The following is a 17,148-nucleotide window of genomic DNA, read 5'->3' on the forward strand; positions in this document are numbered from 1 at the left end:
GCGTAATAGCTGCGCCCGTGCGCCCGTATGCTGCGGGCCATGATCTCGCTCCGCACGCTCTGCCTCGCCCTCTTTGCCACCTCCCTCCATGCCGCCACGCCCACCTTTGAATGGGTGGCCGGCGGCGGCGGGGCCAAGAGCGACAAGACCCGCGCCGTCACCTTTGACCGCGAGGGCAATGTCTTCATGGCCGGCGAGACCACGGACGACGGCACCTTCGGCGACCAGAAACGCACCGGCCTGGGCAGCACGGATTTCTTTCTGACCAAGCTGTCAAAGGACGGCAAGTTCCTCTGGGTCCGCAGCCTCGGCGGCAGCCTGGTGGACCGCGGCTACGGCGTCGCCTGTGATGCCGCCGGGAACGCCTACGTCACCGGCCACTATCAGAGCACCGACGCCCAGGCCAATGGCCAGACCCTGCCCAATGCCGGCGACTACGATGTCTTCATTGCCAAATACGACACAAAAGGAGCGCTTATTTGGATCAAAACCGCCGGCGGAAAAGGCTACGATTACGGCCACGGCATCGTCGTCGATTCCAAGGGAGACATCGTCGTGACCGGCTCAGTGGCCGGGGAGTCGAAGTTTGGAGACACTATCGTCAATGCTGGGAGCACCACCCGCCCCATCTTCTGCGCCAAGTATGACGCCGCAGGAAATCTGAAGTGGGTGAAGACCACAGGCGGCAAGTTTTCCGGCAGCGGTCATGGCCTGGGCGTCGATGGCACAGACTCTCTATATATAGGAGGCAGCGGCGGCGGCGAGGGAGCCATGGATGGCGTGACGCTGCAATCAAAGGCACAGGCTGGCATCGTACTGAAGCTCACCCCCGAGGGCACAGCCGTCTGGGCCGCCTTCCTGCCGGGAGTACCGAGTGCAGGCTTCCACGAGATCGCCGTGGACACCGCAGGCCGCACCTGGTGCGCAGGCATGTTTAAAGGCGTGCTCAACGGCGGCCCCGTACACTCCACCGGAGACAAGGACAACGACGGTGTGCTCGCCCACTTCAGCCCTGAGGGCAAACTCCTCTGGAGCCACGTCCTGCAAGGCCCTGCAACTGACTACTGCCTCGGCGTAGCCACGGACAACACCGGCCGCTGCTTCGTCACGGGCGAGTTTTCAGAGACCGCCACCTTTGTCGGGCAGACACTCAAGACCCAGGGCGCCACAGACATTTTTACCGCTGCTTTTGACGAAAAAGGCGGCCTCGAATGGCTCCTGCCGACCGGCGGAGCCAAGGGGGACAACGCCTACTGCATGGCCTGGCACCCCTCCGGAAGGCTGATTTTTTCGGGTGCCTGTGTCGCACCTGCGACATTCGGCAGCCAGACTATGACCTCTCCCGGCGGAGCGGAGGCTTACGGGGCGGTTTTGCTTTTAAAGTGACACAGTGGCGCTAAAATAGCCCCTGAAAGAGTCCAAACGGTCGTTTTCGGCCCCAGCGGGCTACAAATCCCCGCGTTGACAGGGGTGTCGAACTCGACACCCTGCGCGCCCCCCAACCCGGACCCCCATTCGGAAGGGCGCGCCCCAACAACCAACCCCACTGATTGAATCCAACCATCCTTCTGTGCTTTGCTGCCATGTGCGTTTCCGCTGCTGCGGAAGAAGTAGTTAAAAGCTCCTCCTCAACCACAACCCCAGCTGGCACTCCAGGCCAGGTCATCGCAGGCGTCAAAACCACCGCCTACACCCACGACGAAGGCGACCACATCGAATACGGCGCGCGCACTGCCGCCGGCACCCCGCTCAGGCATGGGCAGATCCGCAGCGCCGCTGCAGACTGGTCCATCTACCCGGTGGGCACGGTGTTTCAGATCAAGGGAGACCCCTCCCTCTACGTCGTGGATGACTACGGTTCCGCCCTCGTGGGCACCCGCACCATCGACCTCTACAAGCCCACCCAGGGCATGATGCACAGCTGGGGCACCCGCCACGTGACCATCCACGTGCTCAAGTGGGGTTCCTTCTCACGCAGCCTCGCCATTCTGAAGCCTCGTGCCTACAAAGCCTGGCACGTGCGCGAGATGGTGGCCCGCATCCAGAGCCGCCCGGCATAACCCAATCCCCCAAAACCTGAATCCAGGTTGAGCCACGCAGGCCGTCTGTCGGTCGCGTGGCTTTTTGTTGCTCACAGGCCGCAGGTGCGAGCCTCTTTTCTCTCGCCTTTCTCAGCAGCCTTCGGCTAGGGTTTACGTTTTCTCCCCATGGAAACCCCGCTCTCGCCCCTCGACTTCGCCCGCCGTGCCCGCCGCCTGTATGCCGACCGCGAGGCTGTGGTAGATGGAGACCGCCGCTTCACCTACCGCGAGTTCTTTGAGCGCTGCGACCGCTGGTCGGGGGCGCTGCAGAAACTGGGAGTAAAGCCCGGCGAACGTGTGGCTACCATCGCGCCGAACACGCATGCGCATCTGGAGGCATTTTACGCCATCCCGCAGATCGGAGCCGTCATTGTGCCGATCAATTTCCGCCTCACCGCCGCCGACTTTGCCTACATTCTGAATCACAGTGGTGCTCGCGTCGTCTGCGTGCATGTGGATTACCTCGATGCGGTGGATTCCATTCGTGCCCAGGTGCCTGGGGTAGAGCACTTTGTGGCGCTATCAGGGGAAAAGGCGGGCTGGACGAGCTATGAGGCGCTGCTGGCGGCCTCCGCGCCCGAATTCACCGCCGCCGAGATCAGCGAGACGGACATGATCGCGCTGAACTACACCAGCGGCACCACGGCGAATCCGAAAGGCGTGATGGTGAGCCACCGGAACACCGCCTTCAACATCATGGGCCATCTCATGCACACGCACCTCACCAGCGCGGACCGCTACCTGTGGGTGCTGCCCATGTTTCATGCCAATGGCTGGACCTTCGTCTGGACCGTCACCGCCGTGGGCGGGCGGCATGTGTGCATTCCCAAGGCGGACCCGAGGCTCATCTTTGAGGCGATACGGAAGGAGGGCTGCACCCTGCTGTGCGCGGCCCCCACCGTGCTCATCGGCATGGCCAATGCGCCGGAGGAAGTGCGCCGGGATGTGCCGCGTGGTGTCCGCGTCATCACCGCTGGCGCACCGCCCGCCGCTGCTACCATCGAGCGCATGGAGGGGGAGCTGGGCTGGGAGATCACCCACGTCTATGGCCTCACGGAAGTCTCCCCCATCGTGACCATCAGCGAATCCCGCTCGGAGCATGCGCAGCTCAGCGCACGCGAGCGCGCCATCATCAAAGCCCGGCAGGGGGTGGAATACCTGGCCAACGCCGAAGTCCGCGTGGTGGATGACGAGGGCCACGAAGTCGCCAAAGACGGCGCCTCCATGGGTGAGATCATCATCCGTGGCAATGCCGTGATGAAAGGCTACTACAATGATCCCGCCGCCACCGCGAAGGCCATCCGCAACGGCTGGTTTTACAGCGGAGACGCCGCCGTGGTGCATCCGGACGGCTACATCGAAATCCGCGACCGCTGGAAGGACATCATCATCAGCGGCGGCGAAAACATCTCCTCCGTGGAGGTGGAGGGCGTACTGCTGCGCCATCCTGCCATCCAGGAATCCGCCGTGGTAGGCCTGCCGCATGAGAAGTGGGGAGAGACCCCGCAGGCCTTCATCGTCCTGCGGCCCGGTGCGACTGCCACTGCTGAGGAATTGCGCCTTTTCTGCCGCGAGCACCTAGCGCATTTCAAGGTGCCGCATGGTTTCGAGTTCATTGCCGAGCTGCCGAAGACCGCGACTGGGAAGATCCAGAAGTATGTGCTGCGTGGCGGGCGGGCGAATATCGTGGTGCAGTAGCGGCGAAGTCGCCGCTGTGGAGCGCGGAATTTATTCCGCAGCAGGTCGCCTTTGCGTAGCGGGTTTTTGCGTGCGCTGAAGCTCGCAGACACCGTGATCTTCGGCGAGAAGAAGGTCAGGTAGTGGATGAGAGCTTTGTGAGCTGCGGAGTGCAGCGGAATAAATTCCGCGCTCCTCACTGCCCCGCCAGCTTCCCGTCCTCCACATGCACCGTGCCGCCGCGCACCTCGATCTTCTCGCGTGCCTGTTCGACGGGCACATGGCGTGGGGTGTTGGCGGCTTCGCCTTGTGGGCGGGCCCAGCGGATGCCGTTGGTAATGACGCGCTGGATCTCGGGATGGTGGTAGATGGGGTACACCTCGTGCCCGGGGCTGAAGTAAAAGATGCGTCCGCTGCCACGCGTCCACGTCGCGCCGCTGCGCATCACTTCGCCGCCTTGGAACCAGGAGACGAAAATCAGCTCGTCTGGTGTCGGAATGCCAAAGGGCTCGCCATACATCTCTGACTGCTCGATCTCGATGCAGTCGCCGATGCCTGCCGCGATGGGGTGGCCGGGGTTGATCTTCCACACACGCTCCCTCTCGCCCGCCTCGCGCCAGCACAGCGCGCAGCTGGTGCCCATGAGGCGCTTGAAGACCTTGGAGAAATGCCCCGAATGCAGCACGATCAGCCCCATACCTGCGAGCACCCGCTGCTGTACGCGTGTCACCAGTTCATCGCTCACTTGGTCATGGGCAGCGTGGCCCCACCAGAGCAGAACGTCGGTTTGATCCAGCACCACCGGAGGCAGGCCCTGCTCCGGCTCGTCCAGCGTGGCGGTGTGAACGACGAGGTCGCCGTGCTTGGACAGCGCCTCCGCCAGCGCCCCGTGGATGCCCTGCGGATAGATGGCGGCCACGGCGGGATTCTGACGCTCGTGGACAAACTCGTTCCAGATGGTGACGCGGATGGGGGGATTGTGCATGGGTGATGGGAACGCGGCTTGGGAAGAATTCAAACTCACTTTTTCGGACAACCAAACCATACGCACTCAAACCAACGTCGTCCTCGGAAAGGAAGCGAGAAGGTGTCGCTGCATTATGAGGCGCATGTCGTGGGAGGATGCGCACACTTCTCGCGCCCCTGCCGGGGCGCATCCTGCAGGTATGCGGAATGATGGGCGTAGATCCGGTGGTTCCCGGTCGCTGCGCTCCCTTCGCCACCGGCTAATTTCCTGCGAGCCTCCGGCTCAAAATCGTTTGATCAAAGCCAGTGAACAGTCTTTCAAGCAGATCGATGCGGATCACAGAAGGGTTATTAAGAGCCCATTATCATCCACTTTACATTAGTAACCCCGCGAGGACTACAAGACCGCAGATGTTTTCTAATATATTTGGATCTTTAAGCTCGTTACACTTTGCTATAAATTCACGGTAAGAATCTCTTTTGTCGATTAGCACCGCTGTATTCTTGAGATCAAAGGCCATATCACCCGGCAACCGCCATTCACGCTCATGCATCCAATCGACCATGTTTTTAGTATTTGAGAGGTCGAAGGATACTATTCTCCAATGTTCGTTTTGATCGGTGATGTACTTTTTGGCTTCTGACGGTTTGTCATAAATCACAGGCCGCCCTCCTTTAGCATGTACAAGGTATTTCGAGAAGATTAGACCGCACCCCGAATATCGGTTCCGCCCCTCATAATGCTTGTTTTCGAATGCAATATTTTCAGCGATTGAGCTTAATGGGGCATCTTGAAAACACACTGCAGAGCGGTTTCCAGTGATGAAACCTTTTCGAGGATTGCTGCCGATGAGCTTTCCTTCTTTGAGTATCTTGATCAAGACATCAACGGCAGAATGCTCTTTTCCTTCTATAGTAGCGCTGCGGGTAAGATGAACCAAAGACGAAGACAGATCTGAGCGCTGGGTGACACGCTCTTTCCACTGGTCGTAGCTATAGGACATAATGTTTGATCGGACTTGGAAGCATCATGAACAACACAGCAACCTCACTCAATGCTTCACCGAGCAGCCCGGGCCGACGGTTTGGAAGAAGTCGTTGCCTTTGTCATCGATGAGGATGAACGCAGGGAAGTCTTCGACTTCGATCTTCCAGATGGCTTCCATGCCGAGTTCGGGGAACTCGACGACTTCGACCTTCTTGATGTTTTCCTTGGCGAGGATGGCGGCGGGGCCGCCGATGCTGCCGAGGTAGAAGCCGCCGTGTTTTTTACAGGCATCCGTCACCTGCTGGCCGCGGTTGCCTTTGGCGATCATGACCATGCTGCCGCCGTGGCTCTGGAAGAGGTCCACGTAGCTGTCCATGCGGCCGGCGGTGGTGGGACCGAAGCTGCCGCTGGGCATGCCTGCGGGTGTCTTGGCGGGGCCGGCGTAGTACACGGGGTGGTTCTTGAAGTAGTCGGGCAGCGGCTTGCCGGCATCGATCATCTCCTTGAGCTTCGCATGCGCGATGTCGCGGGCCACGATAATGGGGCCGTTGATGAGGAGGCGGGTGGTGGTGGGATACTTGCTCAGTTCCGCACGGATCTCGGCCATCGGGCGATTGGTGTCGATGCGCACAGCGTTGGTGTCCTTGCGGTGGCGCAGCTCCTCGGGGATGTACTGGAGCGGGTTGGTTTCGAGCTTCTCGATGAAAACGCCATCCTTGGTGATCTTGCCCTTGGCCTGACGGTCGGCGGAGCAGGAGACGCCGATGCCAATGGGCAGGGAAGCGCCGTGGCGCGGCAGGCGGACCACGCGCACATCCAGCGCGAAGTATTTGCCACCAAACTGCGCGCCGATGCCGCACTCGCGTGCAGCCTGCAGCATCTGGGCCTCCAGCTCCACATCGCGGAAGGCGCGGCCGTGTTCGTTGCCGGTGGTGGGGAGGTTGTCGTAGTACTTGGTGGAGGCCAGCTTGACGTGCTTCATCGTCGATTCCGCGGAGGTGCCGCCGATGACGAAGGTGAGGTGGTAGGGCGGGCAGGCGGCGGTGCCGAGGCTCGTCATCTTGTCGCTGAGGAACTTCACGATGCTCTTCGGATTGAGCACGGCGCGGGTTTCCTGATACAGGAAAGCCTTGTTGGCCGAGCCACCGCCTTTGGCGATGAAGAGGAATTTGTACGCATCGCCGTCCGTGGCGTAGAGGTCGAGCTGCGCGGGCAGGTTGGTGCCGGTGTTCTTTTCGTCGAACATGTTCAGCGCCGCATTCTGGGAGTAGCGCAGGTTGTTCTCCGTGTAGGCGAGGTAGACGCCCTTGGAGAGCGCGGCCTCATCGCCACCGCCGGTCCAGACCTGCTGGCCTTTCTTGCCCATGATGATGGCGGTGCCGGTGTCCTGGCAGAAGGGCAGCAGCCCTGCGGAGGCCACGTCGGCGTTTTTGAGCATCGTCAGGGCGACCATGCGGTCGTTTTCGCTCGCCTCGGGGTCGTCAAGGATGGCAGCCACCTGTTTGAGATGCTTGGGGCGCAGGAAGAAATTGATGTCGTGGAAGGCTTGGTTGGCCAGTAGGGTGAGCGCCTCTGGATTCACCACGAGCACCTCCTTCTCGCCAAATTTCTGCACGGAGACGTGCTCCTTGGTCAGCAGACGGTATTCGGTGTCATCGGTGCCGAGTTCGAGGAGTTCCTGGTAGTGAAAGGGGGGCGTGGGCATGGGGAGGGGGCGGGCAGTTTGCAGGGAAAAGTCAGTCCGGGCAACGAGGGAAAGGGGGCATTTTGCAGGTTGTCGGACCGCAGATGGAGGATTAAATTAGAGTTATGATTCTGGAAACTTTGCCCGCAGTCAGGCTGCTCAGTCCCCGTGACAAGCGGCAGCTGGCGGAAGAGCTTTTGGACTCGGCCGATGCCGAGGATGGGGAAGTCGTGGTCGATGCCGCCATCATGGAGCTGCTGGACCGACGTCTTGCTGCTCATGCGGCCAATCCGCAGGCTGTTTCGACTTGGGAAGAAGTGCAATCTCGAGTCTTCTCAGGCCGTGGCGCATGACATTGTCTGGACGGCGGGAGCGGAGGCTGATTTGCTTCGACTTTATGAACAGGTGGGTGACCACGATCTCGCCATCAAGGTGCTGAGGGAGCCACTGAAGCGGGTCTTGAGCCTACTCGCTGAGCATCCCGTGCTGGGTGCGAAAGTGCATGGGACGCAGCGAATTCGCAGGTTGCTGACCGGGCCTGGAAAACGATTCGGTATTTTCTACGTCGTAGAAGCCCGTCGCATTATGATACATGTGCTGATCGACATGAGGCAAGACCCTGAACTGCTTCGGCTGCGGCTAACCGATCTGTGATTCATCCGCAAAAACGGGCTTCTTCCAGATCGGCACGCTGGTTTTGATCTCCTTGAGGTACCAGCGGCAGAGGTCAAAGGACTCGGCGCTGTGCTTGGTGGCCACGCGGATGACGATGCTGGGCTGCTCTGCGGCCACGAAGCCGAGGCGATGTTGGATGAAAACGCGGTGTGGGCCGTGCTCGCTCTGGCCGCGGTCGATCAGCTCCTGCAGCATCTTTTCCGCCATCGGAAGGTAGGCGCTGTAGTCGATGCCCGTGATGGCCCGTCCGTCCTCCATGCCGCGCACAACGCCGAGAAACTGCGTCTCTGCTCCCTCGCCCGGCTGGAACTCGGCGGGTGTGTTGGGGATGGGATCGTTGCTGAGGATGAAACTGGCAGGAGGCATGAAGTGAGGGGCAAAGAACTACCACAGAGTTCCTGATTTTGAACGCGAATAAACACGAATGGCGGTGGCCTGTGCTGCATTCGTGCGCATTCAGGTGGGCAATTTGGGGCTGAATCTGCCTGGCGAGATTTTCACAAATAATGGCCGATTTATCATAAAACTTGTCCGCTGGGTTCGGTCTCTGTTAGCGTTTGTTTCACTCCAACCATGAAACGTCTGCTCTTCCTCCTCCTCGCCGCCCAGCTCCATGCGGAGACCCAGATCACCTGGAAGCGCCAGCAATTGCATGGCGACTTTTATTCCGAGGGCGCGGCGATCGGTGACATCAATGGCGATGGCAAGGCGGACGTGGTGGCCGGGCCGTTTTGGTGGGAGGGGCCGGCGTTTGAGAAAAAGCACGCCTACTACGAGCCGAAGATTTTCAGCATCAATGGCTACTCGGACAACTTCTTTGCCTACGTGCATGATTTCAATGCGGACCAGAAGAATGACATCCTCATCCTCGGCTTTCCCGGCAAAGAGGCGCGGCTGTACCTGAACCCCGGCACGCACGATGACAAGCCCTGGCCCATGCACATCGTGGCGGATGTGGTGGACAATGAATCGCCGGTTTTCACCGACATCACGGGCGATGGCAAACCGGAGATCGTGTGCAGCACGGGCGGCAAATTCGGCTGGTTCGCGTCAAACTGGGAAAAGCCGACGGAGAAGTGGCCCTTTGTGGCGGTGACAGAGGATGTGAAGGTGGCCAAGTTTACCCATGGGCTCGGAGTGGGTGATGTGAATGGCGATGGCAAGATGGACCTGCTGGAGGCGCGGCGGTGGTGGGAGAACAAACCCGGCAGTGCGACTTGGGAGCAGCACAACTTCGCCGCCGGCGTGGGCGGCGGGGCGCAGATGTTTGCATATGACTTTGATGGCAACGGCACCAGCGACGTCTTCACCAGCCTGTCGGCGCATCGCTATGGGGTGGCGGTGTTCTTGCAGAACAAGCCCGCTCCGAACCAGCCCAACTGGCAGCGCATCATGCTGGCCAGCGAGCAGCCGCAGGACAACGACTACGGCATCGTCTTCTCCCAGCCGCATGCGGCGTATCTGGCGGATATGGATGGCGATGGGATCAAGGACATCGTCACTGGCAAGCGCTACTGGGCGCACAATGGGCACGACCCCGATGAAAGCGGGCATCGTGTCATTTACTGGTATCAAACGAAGCGCGATGGGAAGGGCGGCGTGGATTTTGTGCCACACCTTGTGGATGCCGAGAGTGGCGTGGGTGTGGATGTTCAGGTGGGCGATGTGAATGGCGACAAGCTGCCAGACATCGTGGTGGCCAATAAAGCGGGCGTTTTCATCCTCATGCAGGAGCGCAAAGAGACGACGGCGGACGTTACGCCGAAGAAGATGTACGGGGCGGGGCTGATGGCGCAGAAGGATTATGCGCATGGCACACGCGTCAGCGGGGAGCGCCTGCGTCCCGCAGGCAGTCTTTCGCGTCCCGCGGAAGACCGTCCCAAGGCGGACGCAAACACACCAGTAGGCGCAGGGGATAGAACGGCATCCGGCGGGACGCCAGATGCAGCACGCGAGACGCGTGCGCTCCCTCACGCGCTTGATCTCATGCAGCTTCCTGGCGGGTTTAAGGCGGAGCTGATTGCCGCAGAGCCGGATCTTGTGCAGCCCATCGCCTTCACGTTTGATGAGCGCGGCCGCATTTGGGTGGTGGAGGGAAACAGCTATCCGAAACCACGTGAAGTGGGTGCAGGGCAGGACCGCATCAAGATTCTTGAAGACAAAGATGGAGACGGTGTCTTTGAGACGAAGAAGATTTTCTGCGAAGGGCTGAATCTTGTGAGCGGGATCGAGCTGGGCTTTGGCGGGGTGTGGGTGGGGGCTGCCCCGTATTTCATATTCATCCCGCGCGATGGCGACAAGCCGCTACCGCTGGGTAGTAACCGGGCTATTCCTGGCGCGCCAGATGGGGGCAAGAATGCCCCCGCTACGCAGGTCCCAGGCCTTAACTTCACCGCCTACGCCCTGCTGGATGGCTGGGGCAGCCAGGATACGCACGAGACGCTTAACAGTTTCATCTGGGGCCCCGACGGCTGGCTTTACGGCTGCCATGGTGTCTTCACCCACAGCAAGGTCGGCAAGCCAGGCGCGCCCGATGCTGAGCGCAAGCCCATCAACGCCGGTATCTGGCGTTACCACCCGACGCGGCACGCGTTTGAAATCTTTGCCGAAGGCACAAGCAATCCGTGGGGGCTGGACTACGACCAGTACGGCGAGTTCTTCGTGACCGCCTGCGTCATCCCGCATCTCTACCACATCGTGCCAGGCGGGCGCTACCAGCGCCAGGCGGGTCAGCACTTCAATCCCTACACGTATGAAGACATCAAGACCATCGCCGACCATGCGCACTACGCGGGCAGTGCGCGCCCTGATGTGACCTTCGACAAAAACACCGGCGCCGGCATCATGAATGACGACACCAATGCGCTCGGTGGCGGGCATGCGCATTGCGGTCTGGCCATCTATCAGAGCAGCCTCTTCCCACCGACGTATCGCAATCAGCTCATCTTTGGCAATCTGCACGGGCATCGGCTGGTTACCAACTACACTGACCCGCACGCGAGCAGCTATATCGGTAAGCACGGCAGCGACTTCATGCGCGCGAATGACATGCACTTCATTCCCGTGACGCAGAAGGTGGGGCCGGATGGTGCGCTGTATGTGAGCGACTGGAGCGACCAGCAGATCTGCCACCGAGGAAGCAACGCGGTGGAAAACTGGGACCGTAGCAACGGGCGTATTTATCGCATCAGCTACGACGGCTGGAAGCCGTGGAGGGGGGATCTGGCGAAGGAGAGTGATGAAGAGCTGGCGAAGCTGGCGGTCCAGACGGAAAACGAGTGGGAGTCGCGCATGGCGAGGAGGGTGCTGATGGAGCAGCGGAAGAAGAACAATGCAATCGAGCCAGTAAGTAAACTTGCGATGGATCTACTGAAAGATGCAAAAAAACCAGTCGCATCATTGCGGGGACTTTGGTTGTTAGCCGCAGGATACGTCCCATCTCAGACACCAATCCAGTTCCGAACCCTTGATCTCTATTTCCATTCAGATGAGCGAGTCAGAATGTGGGCTTGGAGGCTGCTGTCCAACGAGGAGTGGATGTTTAATGAAACTCTCGGTTATCTTATTGAAAACGGTCGTAACGCACCGAAAGAGCGCAGCAAGCTTTATGGGCGGGAAAATGTCCCTTCCTTGTCAGATGCGCTAATGAAGGAGACATCAGTGCTTGTCCGACGTGGTGCCGCATCCTGTCTGCAACGGATTTCTTATTTGCCGGATCGAGCCCCCCTCGCCAGTTCTCTGCTATCCCACGGCGAAGACAAGGACGATCCCATGATCCCGCTGCTGATCTGGTATGGCATCGAGCCGATGGTTGGTGCTGATCCGAAGGTGGGGCTGGAGCTGGCGGCGGTGTCGAAGTTGCCGAAGGTGACGGAGTTTATTTATCGTCGTTTGTCGTCGGATGATGCGGGGCGGGCTTCGGTGCTCTCTGAGCTCACGAAAGAGCCGGATGCGGCGAAGCGCGAGGCGACGCTGGGAATGATCCTGAGTAGTGCGCGGGGTGCGGGCAAGCTGAGCATGCCAGCGGACTGGCCGGCGACTGCGGCGAAGCTCAAGACGGGTGCTTCCGGGGCCGTGGAAAAGATGGTCGCCGAACTGAGCGCGTTGTTTGGTGATGCGGGGGCGCTGGAAAGCTTCCGCGGACAGCTCGGGTCTGCTACGCTGGACACGCCTGCACGTGAGAAGGCGCTGGCTGTGCTGCTGCAGTCTCAGGACACAGCGACGGCGAAGCTCCTGCAGCATATCGTTTCTGACCAAGGCACTCCCGCCTCGCTCAGGCGCAAGGGCATCCAGGCGCTGGCCTCGCTCAAAGATGCGGGCACGCCGAAGGTGCTGGGGGCGCTGCTGCCGAAGCTCTCTGCGAATGAGCTGCCGGATGCGGTCAACACGCTGGCTTCGACGAAAGAGGGCTCCAAAGAGCTGCTCAAAGCCGTGGAGGCCAAGACAGTGCCTGCTACGGCACTTTCTCCCTTCCTTGTGCGCCAGCTCACCGCTTTTGACGACAAGGAGATCAACGGCCTCATCAAATCCGCCTGGGGCGATGTGAATGCGCCGAAGGCGAACTTGGGCGAGCGGACGAAGAAGTACCGCGAGATGCTCACGCCTGCGGCTGTTGCGAAGGGCGATCTGGAGAAAGGCAAGATGCTCTTCACCATGACCTGCGGCCAGTGCCACAAGCTCTTTGGCCAGGGGCAGAACGTGGGCCCGGACATCACGGGCAGCAATCGCGCGGATTTGAACTACCTGCTCGAAAACGTGCTGGATCCGAATGCGGTGATCGGCAAGGCCTACCAGCTCAACCTCTTCACCATGAAGGACGGGCGTGTGATGAGCGGTGTCATCAAGGAGGAAACGCCAGCCACCGTGCGCATCGCCATGATGGGTGGCGTGGAATTTACGCTGCCGCAGCCGGACATCGCCAAGCGTGAGGTGTCGAAGCTGAGCACGATGCCGGAAGGATTGTTCGATGCTCTGAAGCCGGAGCAGGTGATTGATCTGGTGAAGTATCTGCAGAGCGGGGCTTCCGGACCGGCCAAAGGCGCGACGACAATCCCCGGAGCGATTGAGGGTGAGGGGCTGAAGGTACTGAACAAAACCGGCGGCAATGCGAAACCGCAGGGGATGGGCGGCTTTGGCAGCGAGTGGAGCGGGGCTTCGCAGCTCTGGTGGACCGGTGGCAAGCCGGGGCAGAAGCTGACGCTGGCGCTGCCGGTGCCGGAGAAGGGAAAATACAATCTCAAAGCGGCGCTGACGATGGCACGCGACTACGGCATCATCGATGTCTCACTTGATGACAAACCCGTGGCCAGCGCCTGGGACGGCTACAACGGCCCCAAGGTCATTCACAGTGACGAGCTCGACTGGGGCACGCATGAACTCAGCGCGGGCGAGCATCAGCTTTCCATCACGATCACCGGCAAGCACGCCGATGCGGTGCCGGGCTACATGGTGGGGCTGGATTATGTGAGGCTGGAGAAGAAGTGAACGCTCGACATCGCGGAGTGCGGATTTACGGTTCCGCTTCATGGACGCAATTGGCGACATTTTCTCTACCTTGGCTGAAGCAGTGGTGGAACTGGTGATCCGGCTTTTGCAGCTGCTGTTCTATGTGGTGGAGAATGTCGTTTATGGTGTGCTCTGGCTTTTCCGGTGTTCGAAGTTCGCCGGGCCTAGGCGCAAGAGAAAGCTGCCCGAAGAGACACGATATCTGATTCGGAGCTGCTTGCACTCGACGCTGGCTTTGGGGCTGCTGTCACTGGGTATCTATTTTGTGTGGCCGAAAAAGCCTGTGCGGCCAGAGCCATCTGATCCTTCACCACCGTCAACGAAAGTCGAGAAGGTGGGGAAGGCGATCGAAAAAGCCCAATGGATCAAAGAAGCGCTGCTGCCGCCGAAGACTCAGCCATGAAAGACCTCCAATCCACCCGCGCCATGTGGCTCAAAGGCTGGTTGTTTTTGTTCATCGGCCTCATATCGCCGTCAGCCGGTGTTTAAAGGTTGCTCCGCTATGACATTATTCTCTACTTCTTCATCAGATAGGCAAAGAAGTCCTTCAGGTCCGCGTCACTCATGCCGGTGGTGAGGCCTTCGGGCATGAGGGAGATGGGGGAGGCTTCGAGCTTCTCGATGTCGGCCTGCTTGAAGGCGGTCTTGTTGCCGGCCATGTCCTTGAGGACGATGCCGCTGGCGTCCTGCGCGTCCATGAGTCCGGTGAGGATCTGGCCTCCTTTCGTTTTCACGATGTAGGCGCCGAAGCCTTCGCGGATTTCCATGCTGGGCATGAAGAGGTTGTCCAGCCAGAAGTCGGCGTTGGTGCGGTCGTAGCCGGTGAGGTCGGGTCCGATCTTGCCGCCTTCGCCAAAGAGGGTGTGACAGATGGCGCAGCGGCCCATGAACTGGATCTTGCCCTTGGCTGGATCTCCCAGGCCGGTCTTGACCACCGCCTTGATGCGCTCGGATTCCTTCTTCTTCTCCGGTGTGGGGCCGGTGGCCAGCAGGCCCTTCCAGTGCTTGTCGATGGCGGCGTCGATCTCGGGATCTTTGTGCAGGCTGAGCTGGCGCACGATGTCCACGGTGAACTGCTTGGCAGGAATCTTCCACTCATTCACAAAGCTGACGAGAATCTGCGCCCACTCCTTGCGGCCCGCCATCACACGCAGGGCGTCCTCGCGCAGCGCCTTGTCTCCGGCGATCTGGCCTTCCCAGCCCAGCAGCAGCGCCTCGGGGATGCGCTTGTCATCAAACTTGGCTGCTGCCTGCAGGATGCCGCGCTTGAGGCCCGGCGGGTTCGTGGCTTTCAGGATGTTCACCATCGGCATTACCGCCTCCTGCTTGCCGAGCTCTGCCAGCGTTTTGGCGATGGCGATGCGGGCCGTGTTGCTGGCCTTCTTGTCTTCGAGAAGTTTCAACGCGCTCTTCAGTGCATCTGCATTGCCGCTGCGAAGCGCCAGGGTGAGATCGCCACCGCTCTGCTTGGCTATGTAATCATTGAGCGCCTTCGTCAGCGCCTCGGGCAGCTTCGGCATCTCCGCCCCTTCAAAGGCGGAGGCGATGCCGGCGATGAACTTGCCGCGCAGCGCTTCATCATTCGTCATGGCCAGCAGGTCCGCGCAGGACTGCAGGTTTTCCTCGCCGCCGGCCAGGGCGTAGCGTTTAGCGAGCTTCTCGGCGAGGTGGTCGCGGAAGAGGGTGGTCTTGAGGAAGGCGGTGTCGCTCTTGAGGAAAGCGAAGACGGCGGCGCGTTCTTTTTCCGCTTTCGATTCAAGCGCCCACCACGCGAGGAGGGGCAGGTGGCCGCTGATGTCTTCCGCATCGCCGGCCCAGAGGAGGGGCAGGGCGGTAGATGCTTTCAATTTTTTCGCGGATGCCAGAATCTGGGCGCGGACTTCAATGTTCGTCTCGCTTTTTGCACGTGGAATCAGGCTTCCTTCGACCCATGAAGACCGGCGTTCACCGATTAGTTTGACGATCCATCTCCGCACATAAGCATCTTGATGTTCAAGCAAATTGTAAATGATGGGATCACCCTGGAAGGGTTCTCCTGTCTTATGTTGTGAGATCAAATCAATTGACCAAAGTGCCTCGAGTGCATGAGGGTTGTTATGTTCGGTGAGCATTTTCATCAGCTGCGGGTACAACTGATCTAACTCTCGCCACCCAATCTCCAATACCGCCTGCTTCCGGAACCACTCGTTCGGATGGCTCAAATAGCCGAGCAGTTCATCCGGTGTCGCCTTGCTCAGATCAAAGGGCTTCAGCTTTGGCACTCCGGCGGCAGGGCGTACGCGGTAGATACGGCCGCTCGTTTTGTGCCAGTCGTCGATGGGGCTCACGTGGCTGAGGCGGGTGTCATACCAGTCGGCCATGTAGAAGCCGCCATCGGGGCCCACGCCGGCCCACACGGGGCGGAACCAGCGGTCAGGGGTGCTGAGCAGGTTTTCCTCGTCCTTGGTGCGGAAGGTGGAGCCTTCCGGGATTCGCTCGCTCACATACACGAGGTTTTGCAACGCGTTCGGGGCGATGATCTTGCCCTCATAGGCGCTGCCCAGCAGCCCGCCCTCATACACGGTGAAGGCCTGCGGGAAGCGTTTATTATCACCTTGATGGTTCATGTGCTCAAACCAGCCGAAGGCATACGGATTGGTCAGAGGGCCGTGCTTGCCCCAGCCTTTGATGCCGTAGCTGCCCTGCTCGTAGTGCATGCCGCGGCTGGCTCCGTTGGTGCCGGAGAAGAGGCGACCCTTGCTGTCGATGTCCAGGCTGAAGGTGTTGCCGCCGCCCTCGGCGTAGATTTCAAAAGTCTTCTTGATGGGGTGGTAGCGCCAGATGCACTGCCCCTCCCATTTCACATTCTTGGTGTTGGCGCTGCTGACATTGCCGGTGGTGGTGCTGCCGTTGGCACCGTAGAGCCAGCCGTCCATGCCCCACTGCAGGTTTGTGGCCACGCTGTGGGTGTCCTCCAGGCCAAAGCCGCTCAGCTCCACCTCGGGCGTGTCAGAGTCAGGCTTGGCGTCAAAGTCAGCATCCGCATAACTGAGCAGGTAGGGTGGGTTCAGCACCCAGATGCGGCCCATGCCATGCAGCGCCGCGCTGGCGATGTTGAGGCCAGTGATGACGTCCTCATGCTTGTCAAAGAAGCCGTCGCCGTCTGTATCTTCAAAGACGGTGATCTTGTCCGCGCCCTTTTCGCCACGAGGCGGGGGGAGGGGGACTTTGTCAAACTTGGCGCGCAGGTGCTGGTCGTAGCTGATGATCTTGAGCCCGGCGGGAAACTGGTACTGGCGGTACTGTACCACCCACATGCGGCCTTTGGAGTCCCAGCTGGCATACAGCGGCTGCTCCACCACCGGCTCGGCGGCCATGAGATCGATCGCCACGTCGCTGCGCGTTTTGAATTTCTTCAGTGCCTCTTCCGGGGGCGTGGGCGGGGTGTCGTCGCGCATCACCCCGCGTCCAGCGCGGGTCTCCATGATCTTCTTCACCGCCTCATTGCCAGCCACGGCGTCCGGTTTGACGTTGGGGTCGGCGGCGAGCGCGGAACTGCCTAGCAGGAGGAGGAAAAGACGCGTGTTCATGGG

12 protein-coding genes are annotated in these 17,148 nt (G+C 60.2%); 7 read left to right on the forward strand and 5 right to left on the reverse strand.

All coding sequences use genetic code 11. From position 1 onward, the window contains the following. Positions 1-39: 39 nt before the first annotated feature. From HNQ65_RS11070 to HNQ65_RS11080, 3 genes are all read left to right on the forward strand, one after another. Positions 40-1,386: an SBBP repeat-containing protein gene (locus HNQ65_RS11070; RefSeq protein ID WP_184339589.1), complete on the forward strand. Its 1,347-nt coding sequence runs from the start codon at positions 40-42 to the stop codon at positions 1,384-1,386. A 164-nt stretch (positions 1,387-1,550) separates the two neighbouring features. Next, complete coding sequence (locus HNQ65_RS11075) at positions 1,551-2,060, forward strand: 3D domain-containing protein (protein WP_246438126.1); 510 nt, start codon at positions 1,551-1,553, stop codon at positions 2,058-2,060. 147 nt (positions 2,061-2,207) lie between these two features. Next, positions 2,208-3,779 (forward strand): long-chain-fatty-acid--CoA ligase, encoded by a 1,572-nt coding sequence (locus tag HNQ65_RS11080; protein WP_184339590.1) that lies wholly within the window; start codon positions 2,208-2,210, stop codon positions 3,777-3,779. Positions 3,780-3,954: 175 nt separating this feature from the next. On the opposite strand, the gene HNQ65_RS11085 is transcribed toward HNQ65_RS11080, so the two are convergent. From HNQ65_RS11085 to HNQ65_RS11095, 3 genes are all read right to left on the reverse strand, one after another. Continuing rightward, the gene (locus HNQ65_RS11085) at positions 3,955-4,743 is read right to left on the reverse strand and encodes a ThuA domain-containing protein (RefSeq protein WP_184339591.1); all 789 of its coding nucleotides are present in this window, start codon (positions 4,741-4,743) and stop codon (positions 3,955-3,957) included. A gap of 355 nt (positions 4,744-5,098) precedes the next feature. Next, positions 5,099-5,728 (reverse strand): hypothetical protein, encoded by a 630-nt coding sequence (locus HNQ65_RS11090; protein WP_184339592.1) that lies wholly within the window; start codon positions 5,726-5,728, stop codon positions 5,099-5,101. Positions 5,729-5,776: 48 nt separating this feature from the next. Next, on the reverse strand, positions 5,777-7,417 hold the full coding sequence (locus tag HNQ65_RS11095) for a fumarate hydratase (RefSeq protein ID WP_184339593.1): 1,641 nt from the start codon (positions 7,415-7,417) through the stop codon (positions 5,777-5,779). A 104-nt stretch (positions 7,418-7,521) separates the two neighbouring features. Here HNQ65_RS11095 and HNQ65_RS11100 point away from each other — a divergent pair, with 104 nt between their 5' ends. Together HNQ65_RS11100 and HNQ65_RS11105 are read left to right on the forward strand one after the other, a co-directional pair. Further along, positions 7,522-7,749 carry an addiction module protein gene (locus tag HNQ65_RS11100; RefSeq protein ID WP_184339594.1) on the forward strand — a complete coding sequence of 76 codons (228 nt, stop codon included), beginning with the start codon at positions 7,522-7,524 and terminating at the stop codon, positions 7,747-7,749. Beyond that, positions 7,739-8,050 (forward strand): type II toxin-antitoxin system RelE/ParE family toxin, encoded by a 312-nt coding sequence (locus HNQ65_RS11105; RefSeq protein WP_184339595.1) that lies wholly within the window; start codon positions 7,739-7,741, stop codon positions 8,048-8,050. The genes HNQ65_RS11100 and HNQ65_RS11105 overlap by 11 nt, the downstream gene beginning before the upstream one ends. On the opposite strand, the gene HNQ65_RS11110 is transcribed toward HNQ65_RS11105, so the two are convergent. Beyond that, positions 8,036-8,437, reverse strand: a complete 402-nt coding sequence (locus HNQ65_RS11110) for a molybdenum cofactor biosynthesis protein MoaE (protein ID WP_184339596.1) — start codon at positions 8,435-8,437, stop codon at positions 8,036-8,038. The genes HNQ65_RS11105 and HNQ65_RS11110 overlap by 15 nt on opposite strands. A 207-nt stretch (positions 8,438-8,644) precedes the next feature. On the opposite strand from HNQ65_RS11110, the gene HNQ65_RS11115 reads away from it, so the two are divergent. After that, positions 8,645-13,555: a PVC-type heme-binding CxxCH protein gene (locus HNQ65_RS11115; protein ID WP_184339597.1), complete on the forward strand. Its 4,911-nt coding sequence runs from the start codon at positions 8,645-8,647 to the stop codon at positions 13,553-13,555. A 40-nt stretch (positions 13,556-13,595) separates the two neighbouring features. After that, positions 13,596-13,979, forward strand: a complete 384-nt coding sequence (locus tag HNQ65_RS11120; protein WP_184339598.1) for a hypothetical protein — start codon at positions 13,596-13,598, stop codon at positions 13,977-13,979. Between the two features lie 112 nt (positions 13,980-14,091). On the opposite strand, the gene HNQ65_RS11125 is transcribed toward HNQ65_RS11120, so the two are convergent. After that, the gene (locus HNQ65_RS11125) at positions 14,092-17,145 is read right to left on the reverse strand and encodes a DUF7133 domain-containing protein (protein WP_184339599.1); all 3,054 of its coding nucleotides are present in this window, start codon (positions 17,143-17,145) and stop codon (positions 14,092-14,094) included. Between the last annotated feature and the right edge of the window lie 3 nt (positions 17,146-17,148).

The organism is Prosthecobacter vanneervenii, from assembly GCF_014203095.1.
Lineage (GTDB): Bacteria > Verrucomicrobiota > Verrucomicrobiia > Verrucomicrobiales > Verrucomicrobiaceae > Prosthecobacter > Prosthecobacter vanneervenii.

Coding starts and splice junctions, on each gene's coding strand:
- HNQ65_RS11070 (WP_184339589.1), top strand. CDS start 40: ATGATCTCGCTCCGCACGCTCTGCCTCGCCCTCTTTGCCACCTCCCTC.
- HNQ65_RS11080 (WP_184339590.1), top strand. CDS start 2,208: ATGGAAACCCCGCTCTCGCCCCTCGACTTCGCCCGCCGTGCCCGCCGC.
- HNQ65_RS11085 (WP_184339591.1), bottom strand. CDS start 4,743: ATGCACAATCCCCCCATCCGCGTCACCATCTGGAACGAGTTTGTCCAC.
- HNQ65_RS11090 (WP_184339592.1), bottom strand. CDS start 5,728: ATGTCCTATAGCTACGACCAGTGGAAAGAGCGTGTCACCCAGCGCTCA.
- HNQ65_RS11095 (WP_184339593.1), bottom strand. CDS start 7,417: ATGCCCACGCCCCCCTTTCACTACCAGGAACTCCTCGAACTCGGCACC.
- HNQ65_RS11100 (WP_184339594.1), top strand. CDS start 7,522: ATGATTCTGGAAACTTTGCCCGCAGTCAGGCTGCTCAGTCCCCGTGAC.
- HNQ65_RS11110 (WP_184339596.1), bottom strand. CDS start 8,437: ATGCCTCCTGCCAGTTTCATCCTCAGCAACGATCCCATCCCCAACACA.
- HNQ65_RS11115 (WP_184339597.1), top strand. CDS start 8,645: ATGAAACGTCTGCTCTTCCTCCTCCTCGCCGCCCAGCTCCATGCGGAG.
- HNQ65_RS11120 (WP_184339598.1), top strand. CDS start 13,596: ATGGACGCAATTGGCGACATTTTCTCTACCTTGGCTGAAGCAGTGGTG.
- HNQ65_RS11125 (WP_184339599.1), bottom strand. CDS start 17,145: ATGAACACGCGTCTTTTCCTCCTCCTGCTAGGCAGTTCCGCGCTCGCC.